Annotated in this window: 19 protein-coding genes; 11 read left to right on the top strand and 8 right to left on the bottom strand. The window is 66.7% G+C overall.

Going from position 1 to position 19,288, the window contains the following annotated elements:
* The first annotated feature begins 71 nt into the window (after positions 1-71).
* From G452_RS0111660 to G452_RS0111705, 10 genes are all read left to right on the top strand, one after another.
* Complete coding sequence (locus tag G452_RS0111660; protein ID WP_022662439.1) at positions 72-2,360, top strand: pyridine nucleotide-disulfide oxidoreductase/dicluster-binding protein; 2,289 nt, start codon at positions 72-74, stop codon at positions 2,358-2,360.
* Positions 2,357-2,572: a DVU_1557 family redox protein gene (locus G452_RS0111665; protein WP_022662440.1), complete on the top strand. Its 216-nt coding sequence runs from the start codon at positions 2,357-2,359 to the stop codon at positions 2,570-2,572. The genes G452_RS0111660 and G452_RS0111665 overlap by 4 nt, the downstream gene beginning before the upstream one ends.
* Positions 2,572-3,264 (top strand): DVU_1556 family methyltransferase, encoded by a 693-nt coding sequence (gene trsM, locus G452_RS19270; RefSeq protein ID WP_022662441.1) that lies wholly within the window; start codon positions 2,572-2,574, stop codon positions 3,262-3,264. Before G452_RS0111665 ends, trsM begins: the two co-directional genes overlap by 1 nt.
* On the top strand, positions 3,257-3,721 hold the full coding sequence (locus G452_RS0111675) for a DVU_1555 family C-GCAxxG-C-C protein (protein WP_022662442.1): 465 nt from the start codon (positions 3,257-3,259) through the stop codon (positions 3,719-3,721). The genes trsM and G452_RS0111675 overlap by 8 nt, the downstream gene beginning before the upstream one ends.
* The gene (trsS, locus tag G452_RS0111680) at positions 3,714-5,120 is read left to right on the top strand and encodes a radical SAM (seleno)protein TrsS (protein ID WP_022662443.1); all 1,407 of its coding nucleotides are present in this window, start codon (positions 3,714-3,716) and stop codon (positions 5,118-5,120) included. Before G452_RS0111675 ends, trsS begins: the two co-directional genes overlap by 8 nt.
* Positions 5,101-6,486 (top strand): DVU_1553 family AMP-dependent CoA ligase, encoded by a 1,386-nt coding sequence (locus G452_RS19275; protein ID WP_022662444.1) that lies wholly within the window; start codon positions 5,101-5,103, stop codon positions 6,484-6,486. Before trsS ends, G452_RS19275 begins: the two co-directional genes overlap by 20 nt.
* On the top strand, positions 6,483-7,613 hold the full coding sequence (locus G452_RS0111690; protein WP_022662445.1) for an XdhC family aldehyde oxidoreductase maturation factor: 1,131 nt from the start codon (positions 6,483-6,485) through the stop codon (positions 7,611-7,613). The genes G452_RS19275 and G452_RS0111690 overlap by 4 nt, the downstream gene beginning before the upstream one ends.
* Positions 7,610-8,737, top strand: coding sequence for a DVU_1551 family NTP transferase (locus G452_RS0111695; RefSeq protein ID WP_022662446.1), 1,128 nt, complete (start codon positions 7,610-7,612; stop codon positions 8,735-8,737). Before G452_RS0111690 ends, G452_RS0111695 begins: the two co-directional genes overlap by 4 nt.
* Positions 8,734-9,423, top strand: coding sequence for a histidine phosphatase family protein (locus G452_RS19280; RefSeq protein ID WP_022662447.1), 690 nt, complete (start codon positions 8,734-8,736; stop codon positions 9,421-9,423). The genes G452_RS0111695 and G452_RS19280 overlap by 4 nt, the downstream gene beginning before the upstream one ends.
* A 360-nt stretch (positions 9,424-9,783) precedes the next feature.
* A complete protein-coding gene (locus G452_RS0111705; protein WP_022662448.1) occupies positions 9,784-10,683 on the top strand; it encodes a CBS domain-containing protein in 900 nt (299 codons plus the stop codon).
* Between the two features lie 328 nt (positions 10,684-11,011).
* Here the strand turns inward: G452_RS0111705 and G452_RS0111710 are convergent, their stop codons facing one another.
* Genes G452_RS0111710 through G452_RS0111745 form a run of 8 tightly spaced genes read right to left on the bottom strand, consistent with a single transcriptional unit; the run spans position 11,012 to position 18,868 of the window.
* Positions 11,012-12,103, bottom strand: a complete 1,092-nt coding sequence (locus G452_RS0111710) for an FAD:protein FMN transferase (RefSeq protein WP_022662449.1) — start codon at positions 12,101-12,103, stop codon at positions 11,012-11,014.
* An 18-nt stretch (positions 12,104-12,121) separates the two neighbouring features.
* Positions 12,122-14,236, bottom strand: coding sequence for an RnfABCDGE type electron transport complex subunit B (locus G452_RS0111715; RefSeq protein ID WP_022662450.1), 2,115 nt, complete (start codon positions 14,234-14,236; stop codon positions 12,122-12,124).
* A 47-nt stretch (positions 14,237-14,283) separates the two neighbouring features.
* Positions 14,284-14,859 carry an electron transport complex protein RnfA gene (locus G452_RS0111720; RefSeq protein ID WP_022662451.1) on the bottom strand — a complete coding sequence of 192 codons (576 nt, stop codon included), beginning with the start codon at positions 14,857-14,859 and terminating at the stop codon, positions 14,284-14,286.
* A gap of 24 nt (positions 14,860-14,883) precedes the next feature.
* On the bottom strand, positions 14,884-15,612 hold the full coding sequence (gene rsxE / locus G452_RS19285; RefSeq protein ID WP_022662452.1) for an electron transport complex subunit RsxE: 729 nt from the start codon (positions 15,610-15,612) through the stop codon (positions 14,884-14,886).
* Positions 15,613-15,621: 9 nt separating this feature from the next.
* Positions 15,622-16,203, bottom strand: a complete 582-nt coding sequence (gene rnfG / locus G452_RS0111730; protein WP_022662453.1) for an RnfABCDGE type electron transport complex subunit G — start codon at positions 16,201-16,203, stop codon at positions 15,622-15,624.
* The gene (locus G452_RS0111735) at positions 16,196-17,188 is read right to left on the bottom strand and encodes an RnfABCDGE type electron transport complex subunit D (RefSeq protein WP_022662454.1); all 993 of its coding nucleotides are present in this window, start codon (positions 17,186-17,188) and stop codon (positions 16,196-16,198) included. The genes rnfG and G452_RS0111735 overlap by 8 nt, the downstream gene beginning before the upstream one ends.
* Before the next feature lie 40 nt (positions 17,189-17,228).
* On the bottom strand, positions 17,229-18,383 hold the full coding sequence (locus G452_RS0111740) for a 4Fe-4S dicluster domain-containing protein (RefSeq protein ID WP_027189219.1): 1,155 nt from the start codon (positions 18,381-18,383) through the stop codon (positions 17,229-17,231).
* 5 nt (positions 18,384-18,388) lie between these two features.
* Positions 18,389-18,868 (bottom strand): cytochrome c3 family protein, encoded by a 480-nt coding sequence (locus tag G452_RS0111745; RefSeq protein WP_022662456.1) that lies wholly within the window; start codon positions 18,866-18,868, stop codon positions 18,389-18,391.
* Positions 18,869-18,950: 82 nt separating this feature from the next.
* Between G452_RS0111745 and G452_RS21515 the strand changes: the two genes are divergently transcribed.
* Positions 18,951-19,280, top strand: coding sequence for a hypothetical protein (locus G452_RS21515; protein WP_155887687.1), 330 nt, complete (start codon positions 18,951-18,953; stop codon positions 19,278-19,280).
* The last annotated feature ends 8 nt before the right edge of the window (positions 19,281-19,288 follow it).

Raw genomic sequence — 19,288 nt, forward strand, 5'->3', positions numbered from 1 at the left:
CAACCAGGGCGGCGGTTCCGGCATCCGTCGGGGCCGCCGCCCCTCATTTTCAGCCGGGTTCAGGAGGACGCATGGATCAGCAATCGTTGCACGCCTGGGAAGCGAAATGCATCCAGGAGGAAGCCCCCCGCTGCACCGCGGCCTGCCCGCTGCACGTGGACGCCCGCAAGCTCTGCGAGCTCACGGCCAAAGGACGCTGGAACGACGCCTGGGCGCTGCTCGCCCGGACCATGCCCTTGCCCTCTGTGCTCGCGCGCATCTGCGACGCGCCCTGCGAATCCGCCTGTCTGCGCGCGGAGCGCGGCGGCGCGGTCCGCATCGGCGCGCTGGAGCGCTTCTGCGCCCGGATTGCCGACCGCACGCCTCCGCTGCGGCCTCTGCCGTCCAAGAACAAGAACGTGGCCGTGCTCGGCGCCGGACTCGCCGGGCTCAGCGCGGCCTGGGAACTCGCGCGCAAGGGATTTGGAGTGACGGTCTTGGGCGCGCCGCCCCAAGGGCTGCTCGCGACCATTTCGGAGCAGGCCCTGCCCGCAGAAATCCTCGCCGCCGATCTCGAACGATTGCGGAAGCTCGGCGCGCTGTTTTCCGACGCTCCCGGTCAGGGAACGGACCTGCCCGCCCTGCTCAAGGAGAACGCCGCCCTGTTCCTGGACCCGGAAGTCTGGCCGCGTTCCCGGCACGGGCTCGGCCAATCCGACGATCTGACCCTGGGCACGGACCAGCCCGGCATCTTTTCCGGCGACCTGCCGGAGGCGTCCGCGCTCTCGCCCGTGCTTCTGGCCAGCCTGGGCCGCCGGGCCGCCAATTCCATGGAACGCTTCGCCCAGGGGGCCTCCCTTGCGGCCGGACGCGAAAAGGACGGCCCCTACGAAAGCCGCCTCTACACCAACATTTCCGAAATCGCCCCGCTCCCGTCCTCGCTTCCGGCGGACGAGGCGAGCCGCGACGAAACGGCAATCAAGGCCGAGGCAACACGCTGCCTGCACTGCGAGTGCCTGGAATGCGTGAAGAACTGCGCCTACCTGGAGCATTATGGTTCCTATCCCAAGGTCTATGCCCGGCGCATCTTCAACAACGCCTCCATGGTCATGGGCACGCGCCAGGCCAACACCCTCGTCAACTCCTGCATGGACTGCGGCCTTTGCGAAGCGCTCTGCCCCGGCGATTTCGACATGGGCGCGCTCTGCCTGGAGGCCCGCCGCGACCTGGTGGGCATCGGCAAGATGCCGCCTTCGGCGCATGAGTTCGCCCTGCGCGACATGGCCTTTGCGAACGGCGAGAAATGCCGTCTGGCCAAGCCCGCACCCGGCAAATCCAGCGCCTCCCTGCTGTTCTTCCCCGGCTGCCAGCTCACCGCCTCGGACCCGCAGGCCGTGAAACGAGCCTATGAATGGCTGCTGTCCGCACGGCCCGACGCCGGGCTGCATCTGGCCTGCTGCGGCGCGCCCGCGCTTTGGGCCGGGCAAACCGGAAAACACGAGGCCGCCCTGGCCGTGCTGCGCGAGGAATGGACCGGCCTGGGCTCCCCGGAGGTCGTCGCGGCCTGCCCCACCTGCCTGAAGACGCTCTCCGAAGCCCTGCCCGATGCCCGCATCCGTTCTTTCTGGGGCTTCGTGCGCGAACTGGGATTGCCGGACAACCCCCTATCACCGCAGCGCCCCCTGGCCGTGCACGACCCCTGCGGTTCCCGCGAGGACGCCGGGCTGCACGAGGACATCCGCGCGCTTCTGGCCCTGCTGGACGTGCGGGCCGTGGAGCCGAAGCTGACCCGCGACCTGACCGAATGCTGCGGGTACGGCGGCCTGCTCTGCGAGGTGGACCCGGCCCTGGCCGACACCGTGGCCAAGCGCAGGGGCAGGGCCGTCGAAGAGGACTTCGCCACCTACTGCGCCATGTGCCGCGACCGCCTGGCCCGCACGGGCAAGCGCATCCTGCATCTCTTCGACCTGCTTTTCCCCGGCGGGGAGGACGCGGACCCGGCGGCCCGGCCCGCGCCCGGATATTCCGCACGCCGGGAAAACCGCGCCCGGCTGAAGCAAAGCCTGCTCGCCTCGCTCTGGAAGGAGGAGTCGCCCGCGCCGGAACCTTTCGAGAACATCGCCGTACGCTTTGCCGAAGGCGTGGCCGAGCGCCTGGACGAGCGCCGCATCCTGCTCGGCGACGTGCAAAAGACCCTGCTCGCGGCGCAGCAAAGCGGAAAACGATTCGCCAACGCGGAAAACGGCCATTTCCTGGTCCGCCACCGTCCCGTAAGCGTGACCTACTGGGTGGAATACAGCCCTGAGGGAGAATATTTTCTGGTGCACAACGCCTGGAGCCACCGCATGCGCGTGGCCGGGCTCGAAGGAGGGGACCGATGAGCACCATTCGCGTACCCGAAGCCGCCGCAGCCGGCTGGCGCTGCGAATCCTGCGGGGAGGAGCTGCGCCCCGCCAGCGTGAATCTCGAATACCTGGGCAGCCGTTTCAACGTGGAACTGCCCGCCTGCCCGTCCTGCGGCATGGTCCTCATCCCCGAAGCCCTGGCGCGCGGCAAGATGAACGAGGTGGAGCGGCTCCTGGAGGACAAATAATGCCGTTGTCGGCCAGCGACCGCTGCCCTGCGCCGCTCTGGGTCAGGCCCGACGCCCGCCCGGCCCTGGGCGAGACGCTTCGCCCCGGCGGGTTCGCGCTCACGGACGCCGCTGCCGAGGCACTGGGCCTGCGGCCCGGCATGGCCGTCCTCGACGCGGGCTGCGGCACGGGAGCCACGGTGCGCCGCCTGCGCCGACGCTTCGGCGCGCTCGCCCTTGGAATCGACCTCTCCCCCGATCCGCCGGAACCCCCTGCTCATGGTTCGCCGCTCCTGAAAGGCAGCATCGACGCCCTTCCCTTTGGCGATGGTCGGTTCGACGCCGTGTTCTGCGAATGCGTGCTCTCGCTCCAGCACGATCCGGCCCGCGTGCTTGCGGAATTCCATCGAACGCTCGCGCCAGGCGGAGGTCTGGCCCTTTCCGACCTGTATCTTCCCGGCCCGGACTCTGCCTGCCCGACGCGGACGAACGCTCCCGTGTCCTGCTCCGGGGGGGCGCTGCCGGGAACGAACCTGCTCTCCCTGGTCCGCGCGGCAGGATTTCGAGTGGAACGTTTCGAGGACCACAGCGTCCTGCTGCGCGACCTGGCCGCGAAGCTGGCCTGGACAGGCTGCGCGCCCAACTGCGAACACACCAGAAGCACCGGATATTTTCTGCTGTTGGCCCGAAAACCGGAGGAGAAAAATGCTTGACGATCTCGAACTGAATCTGCTGCGCCTGTCCGGCGCGGGGTATTGTTGCAGCCAGATCATGCTGCTGCTCGGCCTGGAGGAAATGGGCCGCTCCAATCCCGATCTTGTCCGCGCCGCCGCCGGGCTCTGCCACGGCATGGGCGATTGCGCCGGTCCCTGCGGCGTGCTCACGGGCGGAGCCTGCCTGCTCGGCCTGCACGCGGGCAAGGGCCGGGACGACGAGGAAGCGGACGAAAGGCTCGCCCTGCTGCTTTCGGAACTGACGGACTGGTTCCGGGATACCGCCACCTCGGAATTCGGCGGCACGGCCTGCTCCCAGATCATCGGCACGGAATGCGGAAAGCCCGATCCGCAGCGCTGCGGCGGGTTGCTGGCCCGCACCTACGCGCGCATCCGCGAGATTCTGGCGGAAAACGGCCTGGACCCGACCCAGGGACGGGACTTGCCGGATGACTGAGGAACTGCCCCGCAGCGTCTGCCCGGTCTGCCTGCGCCCGATCCCGGCCCGGCTTGAGCGGAACGGGAACGAGTATTTCCTCTCCAAGACCTGTCCGGAACACGGTCCCTTTCGCAGCGTGGTCTGGCGGGGCGCTCCCGCGCTCCGGCAATGGTCCAGGGAGAAGATCCCCTCGTTTCCCAAGGCCCCGGCCACGCAAGCCCTGCGCGGCTGCCCTTTGGACTGCGGGCTTTGCCCGGAACACGGCCAGCACACCTGCACCGCGGTGCTGGAAATCACCTGGCGCTGCGACCTCGGCTGCCCGGTCTGCTTCGCCTCGGCCGGAGGAGCGGAATCACTCCGTCCGGACCTGACCCCGGCGGATGTGGAGCGGCTCCTGCGGGGAATCATGCGCGCTTCCGGCCTGTGCAACATCCAGTTTTCCGGCGGGGAACCCTCCCTGCATCCGGAGCTGCCCTCTTTCATCCAAGAAGCCAAAAAGCTCGGATTCCCCTTTGTCCAGCTCAACACCAACGGCCTGCGCGCCGCCCGCGAGCCGGACTTCGCCCTGCGCCTCGCCGAAGCGGGCCTGGATTCGGTTTTCCTGCAATTCGACTCGACGCGCGAAGCCCCCTACCAAATGCTGCGGGGCCGCCCCCTGCTGGCCGAAAAACTTCTGGCCGTGGAACGCTTCACCGCCGCCGGGTTGGGGGTCGTGCTCGTGCCCACCGTGGTTCCGGGCGTGAACGACGGCGATCTCGGCGATCTGCTGCGGCTGGCCGCCCGCCTTTCGCCCGGCGTGCGCGGCATCCACTTCCAGCCCGTGAGTTATTTCGGCAGATTTCCCGCACCGCCGAGGGATGCCCAGCGCATCACCCTGCCGGAAATCATGCGCGGCCTGGAACGCCAGACCGCAGAACAGGGAACGGCAAAGGTCCGCGCCCAGGACTTTCAGCCTCCGGGATGCGAACATTCGCGCTGCTCGTTCCACGCCAATTATCTCGTGGAAGAGAGCGGCGGCCTGCGACTGCTCTCGGCCCAGAACGGCTGCGGCTGCGCGAACACGAACACTTCCGACTCAGGCCCGGCCCCCGTTCTCGCCCGCATCGGCGCGGATCAGGCCAAGGCTTTCGTGGGCCGCCAATGGGCCGCGCCCACGCCCCGGCCGATCACAACCGAGCCGGGATCCACCCCGGACGACCTGGACCGTTTCCTGGCCCGCGCCGCAACGCACATTCTCGCAGTGTCGGGCATGGCTTTCCAGGACGCCTGGACCCTGGACCTGGAACGGCTCCGGGGCTGCTGCATCCACGTGGCCGCTCCGGACGGACGGCTGGTTCCCTTCTGCGCCTACAATCTCACCGCAACCGACGGCACGCCGCTCTACCGGAAGACCAAAGATGAACACGCCCTGGCTTGACCTCTGGCTCCAGGCCAGCCTTTGCCCGGACGAAACGCTCTCCGCCGAGGCGTTGCTGGAGCGGCAGATGGCCCTCGTTCGCAGCACGCTCGCACATGCCGCCGCAAACAGCCCGTATTACCGCGGGCGGCTACGCGACGTTTCCATCGGTGCGATCCGGACGCCGCTGGACATGGCCCGACTGCCCCGAACCGGGCCGGACGACCTGCGCGCGCAGCCGGACGCCTTCCTGGCCGCCTCGCAAGATGAGGTAGCCCGCGTAATCAGCGTGCCCACCTCCGGCACCAGCGGTCCGGGCAAGCGCGTGTTCTACACCCCCGGCGATCTCGAACGCATCATCCGCTTCTTCGGGTTCGGCATGCGCAACATGCTGCAACCGGACGAAACCGCGCTGGTGCTCCTGCCCGGCGAGCGGCCGGGCAGCGTCGGCGTCCTGCTGGGCAAGGCCCTGGACACCTTCGGCGCAAGGGCGGTTGTTCTCTCTCCGGATCAAGCCTTTGGCGGGCCGCTGGGCGAGCCCGACCGGGCAATGCAGACGCTTTTGGGAAAAGACGTCCGCTGCATCGTGGGCGCGCCGGCGCACCTCAATGCGCTTGCCGCGCACTGGACCGCCATGGGAAGAAAACCCGGCATCCTCCGCTCCGCTCTGCTCTGCTGGGACGCGGTCCCGGACAGCGTGGTCCAAAATGTCCAGCGCGCCTTCGGCTGCCGGACCTTTCAGCACTGGGGCATGGTGGAAACGGGTCTGGGAGGGGCCGTGAACTGCGACCAGGGCCAGGGACTCCACCTCCGCGAAGCGGACATCTTCGTGGAAATCGCGGATCCGGACAGCGGCGCTCCCCTCGCAGACGGCGAATGGGGCGAGATCACCGTCACGACGCTCAGCCGACGGGCCATGCCCCTGATCCGCTACCGCACCGGGGACCGCGGCTGCATCCTGCCGGGCCGCTGCCAATGCGGCAGCCCCCTGCGCCGCCTGGACCCGCGCATCCGCCGCCTGCATGACAAGCTGCCGCTGCCGGGAGGAACCAGCATGAACGCCGCCCTCCTCGGAGAGCGCCTCTACGCCGTGCCCGGACTCGCGGACTTTCAGGCTCGGCTCGAATGCGATACGGAAAACAGGGCGGATGACGCCCCGGACCGCTTGGTGATCGAAATCAGCGGCCCGGCATACGGCGGTGCGGCCCCGGCCATGATCCAGGCCGCCGAAGACGCCCTCGCCGCCCTGCCCGCTTTGGCCGCGGCAACGAAGCATGGCCTGCGCATCGAAATACGCGCGACAGGTCGAAGCGGTCCCTTGTCCACAGGGTTGGAAAAGCGCGCCCTGCGCGGCGCGGCAAACCATCATCCCAGGGAAACGACATGAATAGATTTCTGCGCAGCGTGCACGATCTGCTGGACCAGGGCGAGGACTTGGTGCTCGCCACCATCGTGGCTTCCTCCGGCTCCACGCCGCGCTCCTCCGGCGCGAAAATGGCCGTGCGCCGGCCCGGCCTGGCCGGAGAGCGCATCATCGGCACCGTGGGCGGCGGAGTAACCGAGGCCTGGGCCATCCGCGACGCGGAAACGCTTTTCGGAACCGAGCCGGGCTCCGCGCTGCTGCGCGAGCTGAACCTCAACCGCGACCTGGCCGCAGGCACGGACATGATCTGCGGCGGTCGGTTCACGCTTCTGCTCGAATACGTCACGCCGCGCAGTCCGGGCGCCGCAGCCCTGATCCGAATGGACGAGGCGCTCCGCAAGGGCATTCCGGGCCTGCTGCTCTTTCGCCTGGAAATGGACGATTCGGACATGGCGGTGGGGCATACGCTGCTGCCGCTGTCCGGCAACACGATCCCCGGCAAGACAGCGGCGGATGCGGATTCCGCCCTGGGCGCGACCCTGGCCGAGCTGAACCAATTGCGAAGCGCGGCCCTGGCCCGGAACGTCGCCGGAATCTACGACATCGACGGGAAACGCTTCATCGCCGAACCCGTGCTGCCGCCCGCCCCGGTATTCCTCTACGGCGCGGGGCACGTTTCCCGCTGCACCGCGCAGGTCGCGGCCTTGACGGGATTCCGCACCGTGGTTCTCGACGACCGCTCGGATTTCGCCAATGCGGAACGCTTTCCCGACGCGGACGGCATCGTGGTCCTGGACTCCTTCGAAAACGCGGGCATGGACGGTGGCTCCGCCGGCAACCGGGAACCCGTCGGGCCGGACGCCTTTGTGGTCATCCTCACGCGCGGCCACGCGCACGACAAGACCGTGCTGGCCCAGGCACTGCGCACTCCCGCGAAATACATCGGCATGATCGGCAGCCGCAAGAAGCGCGACGACGTGTATGCGGCGCTGCGCAAGGAAGGCTTTTCGGAAACGGACATCGCCCGTTGCCGCTGTCCTATCGGCATTTCCATCGGCGCGCAGACTCCGGAAGAAATCGCCCTGAGCATCGCGGCCGAACTGGTGGCCTGCCGCGCCGGAAAATCCGACCCGCGCCCGACATCGGCATGACCAACGTCGTCGCCATCATTCTCGCCGCGGGGTACTCCTCGCGCATGGACGGGTTCAAGCCGCTCCTGCCCCTGGCGGGCGAGCCTGCGCTGAGCCGGGTGGTGCGGACCTTCCAGGAGGCGGGAGTCCAGGAGATCAGTGTCGTCGCCGGGCACAGGCAACAGGAGATCGCCTCGCTCTGCGCGGAGCTGAATGTCCGGGTGACCATGAACCCCGATTTCGCGGACGGCATGTTCAGCTCGGTGCGCGCCGGAGTACGCGAGCTGCCGCCGGAGGCGGACGGCTTCTTCCTTCTGCCCGTGGACATCTCCCTGATACGCCCGGCCACGCTTCGCCGCCTGATCCTGGACTTCGCCGAAAACCGGGCCTTGGTCACGCATCCCGTCTTTGCCGGGGAACCGGGCCACCCCCCGCTTCTGGCGCGCGAGCTGCGCCAGCCGATTCTGCGGCACTCCGGCGAGGGAGGATTGCGGGCCGTTTTGGCAGACTATGAGCAAGAAGCTCGATGGTTGAACGTGGCGGACCAGGGCGTGCTCCTGGACATGGACCTGCCCTGCGACTATGCGGCGCTCCAGAAACGCGCCGTGATCGGCTTTCCTCTCGACGCCGAATGCGAAGCCCTTTTCGAAATCTGCGGCACGCCAATTCCCGCGCGGGAGCATAGCCGCGTGGTGGCCCAGGTGGCGGAGCGAATGACCGAGGCTCTGAACCACGTCCGGCCCGCAGGGGAACGCCTCGACCTGGCCCTGGTCCGCAGCGCTGGGCTGACGCACGACCTGGCCAAGGGACGCCCCCGGCACGCCCAGGAAGGAGCCGGGCTCCTGCGCGAGCACGGATTCGATGCCGTCGCGGACATTGTTGTCGATCATCCGGACCTGCATCTTGCGGATGCGGCCCCGATCACCGAGCGTGAAATCGTTTTCCTGGCCGACAAATTCGTGCAGGGAACGCGCATCGTGCCGATCGTGGATCGATATCTCGCCAAGCTGGAACGCTATCGCGACGAGCCCCAGGCAGCGGCGGCCGTTCGTGAAAGATTAATACGCGCGGAAGGCATTTTGCTGCGTTTCTGCGCCGAGGCCCATGTCCGCCTTCCCGATCTTCTGCTGGAAACGCCGGAATGATCGCCCTCATCCGCCACGCCGCCGCCGAAGGAGCCGAGGGACGCTACATCGGCGACACGGACCTGCCGCTCTCCGCCACGGGCCGCGCCCAGGCGCGGGACATGGCCGAAGCATTTTGCGCTGCATGCAATAGCGCGCCCCCATCCTGCGGACGCCCGGACAGCCTTCCTGCCCGCACCCTTGCCGCCCTCTATGTCTCCCCGCTGACCCGCGCGAGGCATACCGCCGCCCCTCTGGCCGAAGCATTGGGCATCGTTCCGGAAATTCTCGACGACCTGCGCGAGATACACCTCGGCCAGTGGGAAGGGCTCGACAGGGACCATGTGCGCGCCACCCGCTCCGAAGAATTCGCGGCGCGGGGCCGCGACTTCGCCGGGTTCCGCCCGCCCGGCGGCGAATCGTTCGCCGATCTCGCCCTGCGTGCCGGAAAGGCGCTGCGCCGCATGGCCTGCGGGCCGCTGCCCTGCGCCGCAGTGACCCACGCGGGCATTATCCGCGTCCTGCTTTGCCGCGCGCAGGGACTCCCCCTGAACGAAATATTCCATTTCCATCCACGCCACACGGGCTGGACCCTGCTTGAATTCGCGTCCCCGTGTCGGTCCGGTTCCCTTGATCCGCACCTGGCGGCCCAAAACCTTTCGGCAGCCGATGCAGCCACGCTGCTGCGCGGATCATCCCGTCCCTGACCTCCCGAACAGCCCCTCTTCCCGCTCTGGACAAGGCCGCACGCCGCATTCAGGCTTGCGAGCTTTTCCCCTCTCCCGCGATTCATTGCGCGAAAGCCGCGCGATGCACCTCGATACGATCCCGCATATTTGGTTGCTATCCACTCGCATATACAGACTAATTTGAATGGCACACCGATTGCTTTTCTTTTGGGCAAGTCCGGACGCTGGATTCCGGCAAAACGGCAAGCATTTCAATTTCGCCGCGCCGAAGGAACAGGATGGTGGATGCCTCCCCGTCCGGGAACCGCTCGACGGACCGGCCCCATGACCGGAGCGGTCCTCCAAAGGTGCGGCAACAGCGGCTCAAGGAGAACAACCATGATGAAGATTCGCGTACTGCTTGTGGATGACGACGACCGCTTCCGGAGCAACATGGCCCGCCTGCTTGAAATGAAGGGATTCGAAATCATCTCGGCGGACAACGCGGTCAAGGCGCTGGAGATGACGGACCAGGATCCGGACGTGGTGGTCAGCGATTTCCAGATGCCGAACATGAACGGCAATGAATTCGTGGAAGCCTTCAAGGAGCGCCGCCCCACGACGCAGGTCATCATGCTCACGGGCTACGGCTCCATCAAGAGCGCCATCGACGCCTATTGCGACGGCGCGTTCGACTATCTGACCAAGCCCTGCGACATCAACTATCTCGCATCGCGCATCACCGACGCCTACAAGTCCGCCTATGAAGGCTGGCACGCCGAAATCAGCGCCGAAGACCTGATGATTCCGCTCAGCGAATATACCACGGTGCGCGAAGACGAAACCGTGCTGCGAGCCGTGCAGAAGCTGCGGGAGCACAACGAACGCGTCATCCCCACGGACGCGACCTCGGACAAGGGCCATCGCTCGATCATCGTGCTGAACGCCCAGGGCGAGCCCGTGGGCTACCTGACCATCCGCGACCTGATCACCGCGCTCTACAAGGCCCACATCAGCGCGCAGCCCGAATCCAAGGAAACGACGCGCTTCTCCCGCTTCTTCTGGGACGGCGTGTTCACACGGCAGGTCGAGGATCTGCTCGACGTGCAGATCAAGGACGTCATGAGCGCGCACACCGAGCGCGTCGAAGCCAACGCCACCCTCATCGAGGTGGCCGAGCGGATGTTCTCCCACAACCTCCAGCGCCTTCTCGTTGAAGAAGACGGCAAGGTCGTGGGCATCATCCGCGACCACGAACTCTACGCGGAAATAGATCGTATCGCCAAGTCCAGCTCATAGAGGACGCGGCGTACCATTGCGGAAGCGGGGGCAAGCACCACCTCCCCGCGACCAAGAGACGATACGAAGCCAAAGGACGAAACCAGGCCAAGGCTTCAACCCTCCTCCCCCCCCAGCCCCGGCAGGAGCGCCCACTCCCGCCGGGGCACACTTTTCCCTTTGCCGTCAGGACATCGCCGCAGCTCCGTCGGCCGCACTGCGCCGCGTTTCCCTGCGTCCTTCCCCACCCGCCCGGCCTCAGTTGCCATAAAAGGCAAAAAAGAAGGGCTCCGGCGGCAGAGCCGGAGCCCCGGGGGAAGGGGGAGGGGTATCGAACGATCAGGTCAACTCAGGTACGGCATTCCAGCGTATTCCAACGCGCGGATTTCAACGCCGCCCCGGACTGCCCGAGAATCAGGCATTCCCTGCCGGGAAGGCTGTCGGCCAAGGCAAGCCCTGCGTGGGGCGACGAAGCGAAGAGCGCGGTGGCCAGACAGTCCGCCCCCATGACCGTTGGCGCGGCCACGGACACGGACAGGACCTGCCCCGGGCAGATGCCGGAATCGGGGCGCACGATGTGGTGCCGCCCCGGTCCCCAGGTCTGTTCATAGGCTCCGGAGGTGGCCACGGCCATGTCGCGCAGCTCGATGACGGAAGGCGTGGTCTCGTGTCCGCGCGGGTCTTCCAGGGCGATGCGCCAGCCCCGCTCCGGGGTCGGCCTTCCCGAAGCGCGGATGTCGCCGCCCGCATTGATGAGATGATCCCGCACGCCCAGCCTGGCCATGACTTCCGAAGCCCGGTCCACGACATAGCCCTTGCCGATGCCGTCCAGGGTCAGGGCCATGCCCGTGCGCCCCAGCGTCAGGTTCCGGCCCGCGACGCGCACGTGCACCGCGCCCACCAGGTCCAGGGCCTCGCGCATTGCGGCGGCGTCCGGCTCGTGCGGGCCTGCCGCGCGCAGCAGGTCCACCAGCGGGGCCACGCTGGGATCGAAAACGCCGTCCGTCAGGCGATGCACAGCCAGGGCCCGCTCCACCACGGCGACCAGTTCCGGTTCCGCCCCGTTCAGGCTGCCGAAGCGATTCAGGTGCGACAGCGGGGTTCCGGAATCATGGCGGTTGAGAATGGCGGAGAGGCGCAGTATTTCGGCGTACGCGGCCTCAATGGCGGTTTCGGCCTTGTCCCGGCTTGCGTCCACCGCGGTGATGTTCACGAAGGTGCCGAGAAGAAAGCGGCACGCTTCCAGCCGGTGCGGCCGGACTTTTCCGACGAACTCCACGGCAGCGGCCCGCGCCCCCAGCAGGGGATCCAGAAGGGGCGTCAGGGTCAGCCCGGCGCCGAGCATGGTGCCGTAGCGCAGAAAACTGCGCCGGGTCAGGCGGCGGTTTCCGTCCCGGCGGCGAGCCACGCCCGCGCCGCAATCATAGCTGTAGGTCTTCATGTCCGTCCTCATGCAGCCTTAGTTTTCGACTGCCTGTTCATAAGGAGTCACGTCCCTGTCCTCGGCGAATTCCGAGCCCGCTTCCGCGTCGTAGCAGGTAAAGCCGCAACGCAGGCAACGGCTGGCCTCCTTGACGGCCTCGCGGTCGCCGATGCCTCTGCGCACTTCCAGGGCGAAACGCTCCAGCCGGGCCTTAACGGGCACCTCCGAGGGCTGCACCTTGGGGATGCGCCAGCGCACGCGCATGCCCTTGAGCAGGGATTCGGGCACGACCCGTTCCTGCGGCAGGGTGGGCATGGGCACGTCGCCCGTGGTCACGAAGTTGTGGATCGACCGCGCGGCGCGACGTCCGTCGGCCACGGCTTCCATGACGATGGAGCGCCCCCGGCGCAGCTCGCCGCCCACGAAGACGTGCGGCAGGTTGGTGCGCATGGTCATGTCGTCGCCGATGATGGTGCCCTGCTTGGTCAAGCGGAACGGTCCGAGGCCGCGCTTGTCCAGATAGGGGCTGAGATCGGGCACGCGGTCCGTGGCGACCACGAAGAGATCCGCCTCCAGCCGCGCCTCGGTGCCGGGCACGGGACGCGGCTCGCCCGCGGCCTTCTTCTCGTCGGGATACTCCGTGCGCACATAGCGCACGGCAACGGCGCGGCCTGATTCATCCAGCTCGAAACTCTGGGGCATGGTTTGGACGAGGATTTCGGCTCCGATTTCCTCGGCCTTCTCGATTTCGTACTTGTTCGCGGCCATTTTGCGCGGAATGTGCCGCGTGAGCACGCTGGTCCGCTCCGCGCCGAGACGAACCAGGCTCCGGGCGATATCCATGGCCGAGTTGGTGCCGCCGACGACCACGGCGCGCCTGCCCTTGAGGTTGGTCCAGCGCGAGCCGACGCCCGTGAGGAAATCAACCCCACCCACGATGTTTCTGGCGTCGTCTCCCGGAATATAGAGACGGGGATTGCGCCAGGCGCCCGTGGCCAGGAACACGGCCTCATAGCCCTGGCTTTCCAGATCGCCGAGGTCGAAATCCTTGCCGAAGGTCATATAGGTGCGCACTTCCACGCCCAGTTCCAGGATGCCCTGGATTTCCCAGTCCACCACGTTGCGCGGCAGCCGGAACTCGGGGATGGCGTAGCGAAGCATGCCGCCGAGCGCCGAATGGGACTCGAAGATCACGGGATGGTGCCCCAGGCGGCGCAAGAAATAGGCGCAGGAAAGCCCGGCCGGGCCGCCGCCCACGATGGCCACCTTGCGGCCCGTTTCCGGAGCCACGTGAATGGGGATGCGCCCCGTGTTCATCTCCCAGTCGGCAACGTAGCGCTCCAGCGCGTTGATGCCCACGCCCTCGTCCACGATCTTGCGGCGGCAGATGTCCTCGCAGGGATGCGGACAGATGCGGCCCACGATCAGGGGCAGCGGGTTGCGGTTCTTGAGGGTCAGCAGTGCGCCGTGCAGATCGCCGGTCTTGACCTGCTGGACGAAGGTGCGCACGTCGAGCTGCACCGGGCACTTCTGCATGCAGGGCGCAAGGCAGTCCACGAGCTTGTTCACGTGCAGCAGGCTTGCGGAAAAGCTGGTGATGCGGATCGCGCCCGTGGGACAGACCTCGGCGCACTTGCCGCAGGAGCGGCACAGGGCCTTGTTGACCACGGGCAGATTGTCCCGGCCGAGGCGAACGGCATCGAAGGGACAGGCGCGCACGCAGGAGCCCATGCCGATGCAGCCGAGTCCGCAGCTTTTCTCCCCGCCGTAAAGCATGGCCTCCGCCCGGCAGTCGCGCACGCCCTCATAGGCGAACATGCGCTTGGCCCGGTCGCCGCCGGAGCAGATCAAAGCGGCCACCTGCGGCTCGCGGTAATCGACGCTCAGGCCCATGACCCTGGCGATGGCCGCGGCCGTGTCCATGCCGCCGGCCACGCAGATCTCCGGGGGAGCCTCGCCCGCCACGACCGCGGCCGCGGCCGCGGAGCAGCCTGGCAGCCCGCAGCCGCCGCAGTTGGCTCCGGGAAGGCAGGCCTCCACCTCGGCCACGCGCGGATCCTCCTCCACGTGAAAGACGCGGGAAGCCGCGGCCAGCAGCACGGCGGCCACGAAACTCAAGCCGAAAACAATGGCGACAGAGGAAGCGATCATATCTTCTCCGTTGAACTCATTTCCACTTCAGGCGCATGCGCCGGACTTCAGCCGCCCATGCCCCGGAAGGCATAAAACGCCAGGGACATCACTCCGGCCGTGACCAGGGCGATGGGCGTGCCGCGAAAGACCCGGGGGATGGGGGCCGTGTCGAACCGCTCGCGAATGGCCGCCATGAGCACCAGTGCCAACAGGAAGCCCGCTCCGGAGGCCAGGGAATAGACCACGCCCCGGACAAAGGGCAGATCGTTGCGCTGCACCAGGATGGCCACGCCGAGCACGGCGCAGTTGGTGGTGATCAGCGGCAGATAGATGCCCAGGGAGGCATAGAGCGGCGGCACGAACTTGCGCAGGAACATCTCCACCAGCTGCACCAGCGAGGCGATGACCAGAATGAAGACGATGGTCTGGAGATAGTCCACGCCGTTCGGCAGGAGCAGCAGGTGCTGGATGGGCCAGGTCAGGGCCGTGGCCATGGTCATGACGAAGACCACGGCTCCGCCCATGCCGAGAGCCACCCCGATGGCCTTGGACGTGCCCATGAACGGGCAGGATCCCAGGTATTGCACCAGCACGATGTTGCTGATGAACACGGCGGTGATGATGAGCAGGAAGTAATCCATGTGCGGTTCTCCTTGCGTGGCGGGCTAATCAGCGCTGCCGTTGGTGCCGTTGGCCGGACTTTCTGCGTCTTCCTCCACGATGGCCAGATGCGCCGCGCCCGGCGAAGAGCACGAGGCGATGGCTTCCACGGCGCGCGGCGGCGGACCTTCGTGACGGCGGCTGTACCAGCCGCTGAAGGCGTTCATGCCCGCCAGGATCAAGCCCAGGCAGAGGAACGCGCCCGGCGCCTGGACCATGATGCTGAACGGCGCGAACGTATCCCAGGCCACCTGCGCGCCGAACACCGTGCCGTTGCCGAACAGCTCGCGGATGCACCCCAGAACGGTCAGGGACATGGTGAACCCAAGGCCCATGCCGAGCGCGTCGGCCACGGAGGCGAGCACGGGATTCTTGGACGCGAAGGCCTCGGCCCGTCCAAGGATGATGCAGTTGACCACGATGAGCGGCACGAAGATTCCGAGCTTCTGGTAGAGCGGATAGGCATAGGCCTGCATCAGCAGCTCCACCGTGACCACCAGGGAGGCCGCGATGAGGATGAAGCAGGCGATGCGCACCTTGGACGGGATCAGGTTGCGCAGGAGCGAAACGAGCAGGTTCGAGAGCGTGAGCACGAAGACCACGGCCAGCCCCATGCCCAGCCCGTTCTCCGCGGAAGAGGTCACGGCCAGGGTGGGGCACAGGCCCAGGACCACGCGGAACGGGGGCAGCTCCTTCCAGAGCCCCTTGACGAATTCCTTCCAGATGCGGTGCATGGCTTCTCCTCAGCCGTTCCAGGCGGCGCGGGCCTTTTCCTTCAGCCCGGGATAGAGTTCGGCGGCCTTCCCGACCGCATTCACCGTGCCCGCCGAGGAGAAGGTCGCCCCGGAAACGGCGTCGATGTCGCCGTTGTCCTTCTTCAACCCCAGGCCCGTGAGCGGGTGGTCCTCGAACTGCTCGTAAAATCCTGGCACAAAGACCCTCGTGCCCACTCCCGGCGTTTCGGACTGGGTGGTCACGCCCACGGCCGACACCGTGTCCGCGTCCAGGTCGAAGGCGACCATCACGCCGATGTTGCCCGAATAACCGGGGGCAAAGGTCTCGAACGCGAGGCTCGTCAACCTCCCGCCACGAAAACCGGGGAACACGGTGATCTCGCCGCCGTCCTCAAGGGACAGCTTGCGGCGGTCCTTGATGGGATCGTTCTCCACGCCCGCCAGCACGCCCAGGAGCGCCGGTCCCTGCACGTAGGTCAGCACCTGTTCCTCGATGTCCGCGCGGGTGGCCTGCTTGAGCGCGGCCAGGCCGTAGCCGGAGATCGTGCCTATGAGCGAGAGCACCAGCACCATCTTGATCAGTTCACGCATGGATCTTCCTCCTCGCGCCAAAGGGCCGGGGCCGGATGCGGTCAAGAAGAGGGGTCAGCAGGTTGGCCAGCAACACCGCCAGGGGAGCGCCGTCCAGGAACACGCCGTAGGTCCGGATGAGCACGGTCAGCGTCCCGGCCACGAGGCCGAACAGGATCATGGGCAGCCGTCCGCAGGGCGACGATCCTGGATCCGTGGCCAGGAAGAAGGCGGCGAGCATCACCGATCCCGTGACCAGATGAAACTGCGGCGCGGCGAAGCGCGGCGGATCGATCTGCCAGAGCACCCCGGAGGTCAGCGCCACGCCGAGCAGGAAGGCCAACGGGATGAACGGCTTGACCACGCCGCGCACCAGGAGCCAAAGCCCGCCCAGCAGCAGCGCAGCCACCTGCGACGCGCCCACGGCGCCGATCTGTCCGCCGAGGAAAAGCTCCAGCAGGTCGAACTGCTCCAGGCCGGATACGCCGAAATATTTCAGCGTAGCCAAGGGCTCGTTCATGGGCAGCGCGGCCAGGGCCAGGTCCACGTCCATGAACTGCGGCCAGGAGGCCTTGCAGACGGCCCAGCCCAGGGCAGGCGCGCAAAACGGATTGGACCCCTGGCCGCCGAAAAGCGTCTGCCCCAGGGCCACGGAGACGAATCCGCCCACAAAGGCGAGCCACCAGGGCGCACCGCTCGGCAGAAGCAGGGCGAAGAGCAGCCCGGTGTAAAAGGCGTTCCAGTTGTCCAGCTGCATGGGCTGCCTGCGCAGCCGGGACATGAGCGCCTCGCAGGCCACGGCCGCGGCGCAGGCCATGCCCACGACCTCCGCCGCGCCCAGACCGAAGCGCCAGGATGCCAGCAGAACGGCGGGCGCCAGGGCCAGAACGCGCTCCAGGTTCATGCCCCGGATGGTCCGCCCGCAGCGCCAGTGGGAAGGCGGGCCCACGGTGAGCCGGATGGCGATGTCCGCATGGGGCTTGATGATGGCGGCTTGTTTGATCATGAAGGGTTCACCTCGGATTGAATGTCCGGAATGCCGGGCGTCAACGTGTCCAGCCCGCGGTCAGCCGATCGGTTTCGGTCCGCAGCTGCTGCCTGGCGAAACGGAGGTAATGCTGCATTGGCCGCAGGGCCGGGCACCAATAGGAGCAAAGCCCGCACTCCATGCAGGCGTCGAGCCCCTGCTCCCGCGCCTGCTGGAACATGCCGTACTCCGCGAAGCGCGCGATGATGTTCGGCTGGAGCCGCGCCGGGCAGTGCAGAACGCACTCGCCGCAGTTGATGCAGGGACGGTCCTCCATGGCCGGGAAAGCGTCCTTGGGAATCACGTTCAAGGCGTAGACGCCTTTTTCCAGGCCGTGCTCCACGTTGAAGACCGTGTAGCCCGTGAGCGGCCCGGAGAGCACGAGACGGTCGCCGGGGTGAATCTCCACTCCGGCAAAATCAAGGATATCCACAATGGGCGTGCCGATGCGCGCGCAATAGGCGGTTCCGGCCAGCGTAAACACGGTCTCATCGATGGCACGGCCCGTTTCCACGACCCGACCGATCTGCCAGAGCTTGTGCACGCTGAAGACCGCCACGCCGTCGGACTGTTCCCGCCCGGTCACGGCCTTGATGACCAGCGGGGCCAGACTGTTGGGGTATTCGGGACGCATGCGCACATCGGAGCAGCCTTCCAGCGAATAGCCTCCGTCGCCCGTGACCAGCACGCATCGACGCGGATTCACGGCCTTGCGCACCAGCGAAAGCCCCCGGCGCACGGTTTCGTTTTCGTCGCGCAGGAGCTGCTCGGCTACGTTCACGCCGGGCTGCGGATTCAGGCCGTTGACGATCAGGAGTTCGGCCTCGCGGAAACGCTCCACGCTGATGCCCAGATCGCGCATGGCCTGATTGAGTTCCTCGCCTGGGCTCAGGGAGCGCACGTCCACGGGGTCGGCGGCCTCGTCCTTCTTGTCCTTTTTGATGGAAAGATAGGCGAAGTCGATTTTGCTGACCTTGCCCGCAATGGGCGCATTGGCCGCTCCTCCGGCGGTTCTTGGGTGCGCGGCCAGCGCCTCGCCCCGCTTCACGGCCTTCCCGCGCTCCGCGCGGATGTCGTAGCCGCAGACGAACAGGCTCACCTCTTCGGGTTCCGGAATCTCGACGACCTTGCCGGACAGCTCCGCTCGGAGCGAAAACACGTTGTTTTCAAGCATGATGATCACATCCCCGCATGGCAGGATTTGCACGATCCGTCGCCGGCTGGTCCGCTCATGCTTTCATGGCAGCCCATGCACTGGCCGTGGAACGCCTCGGTGCGCACCGGAATCCAGCTTGTGTCCGGCTTTTCTTCCGCCGCGACGCCTCCGGTAGGGTCACCATCGTGGCAACGCAGGCACTGCGCCTTGTCCGCGAACCGTTGCTGGTGCGACGCAGCCCAGGCCGCATCAAAAGCCGACGGATGGCAGTCGCCGCAGGGAACAGGATGCTCCGGATCCCCTTCGTCGTGATGGCAGTCGGCGCAATCCAGGCCGTAATCCTGCGCGTGGACCTGATGGGCGAAGACGACGCGCCCGCCGGTGTTGTCCAGCAACACGCGGGCAGGCGGTCCGTCCGCCGGGGCGGGCAGGATGTAGCCCGCCGCCGAGACCAGGAAGAGCGCCCCGGTCACGCCCAGGACGGCAATCAGATGTTTGTTCAATTGTCCTTCCTCTCAGCGTTGGCTCGGATTGGCTCATTCGGCGCGCGGCCGCGTGAGCGTTGCCCCCCATTGAGCAGAGAGCATGCCAATGGAACGCGGCGTGCGCGATTCACGACCTGCGCATGACGACAAAAGGTCATGCATCATTTCTTTTTTGTTTGATTTTTTTAGAACGTCGAAGATGATGCGGAAACGCGCGAATTCATCGCAATTGCCCATTTCAGAACTTCACGGCGCGATCATTGCTCGTTGCGACAATCTCGCGGAGAGCGTCATTTCAGGTAGTTACAAAACCATTGGAGTGAAGTGGCGATTCCCGGCGGGAAAACGTCTTTATCATGCATGGACTGCGGCGCACACTGATTCAGACTTTGAATTCGTGGACAGCTTCAGTTATCTTTTCAACAATTGATAAATTGG

Origin of the sequence: Paucidesulfovibrio longus DSM 6739 (assembly GCF_000420485.1) — a bacterium.
Taxonomy (GTDB): Bacteria; Desulfobacterota; Desulfovibrionia; order Desulfovibrionales; family Desulfovibrionaceae; genus Paucidesulfovibrio; species Paucidesulfovibrio longus.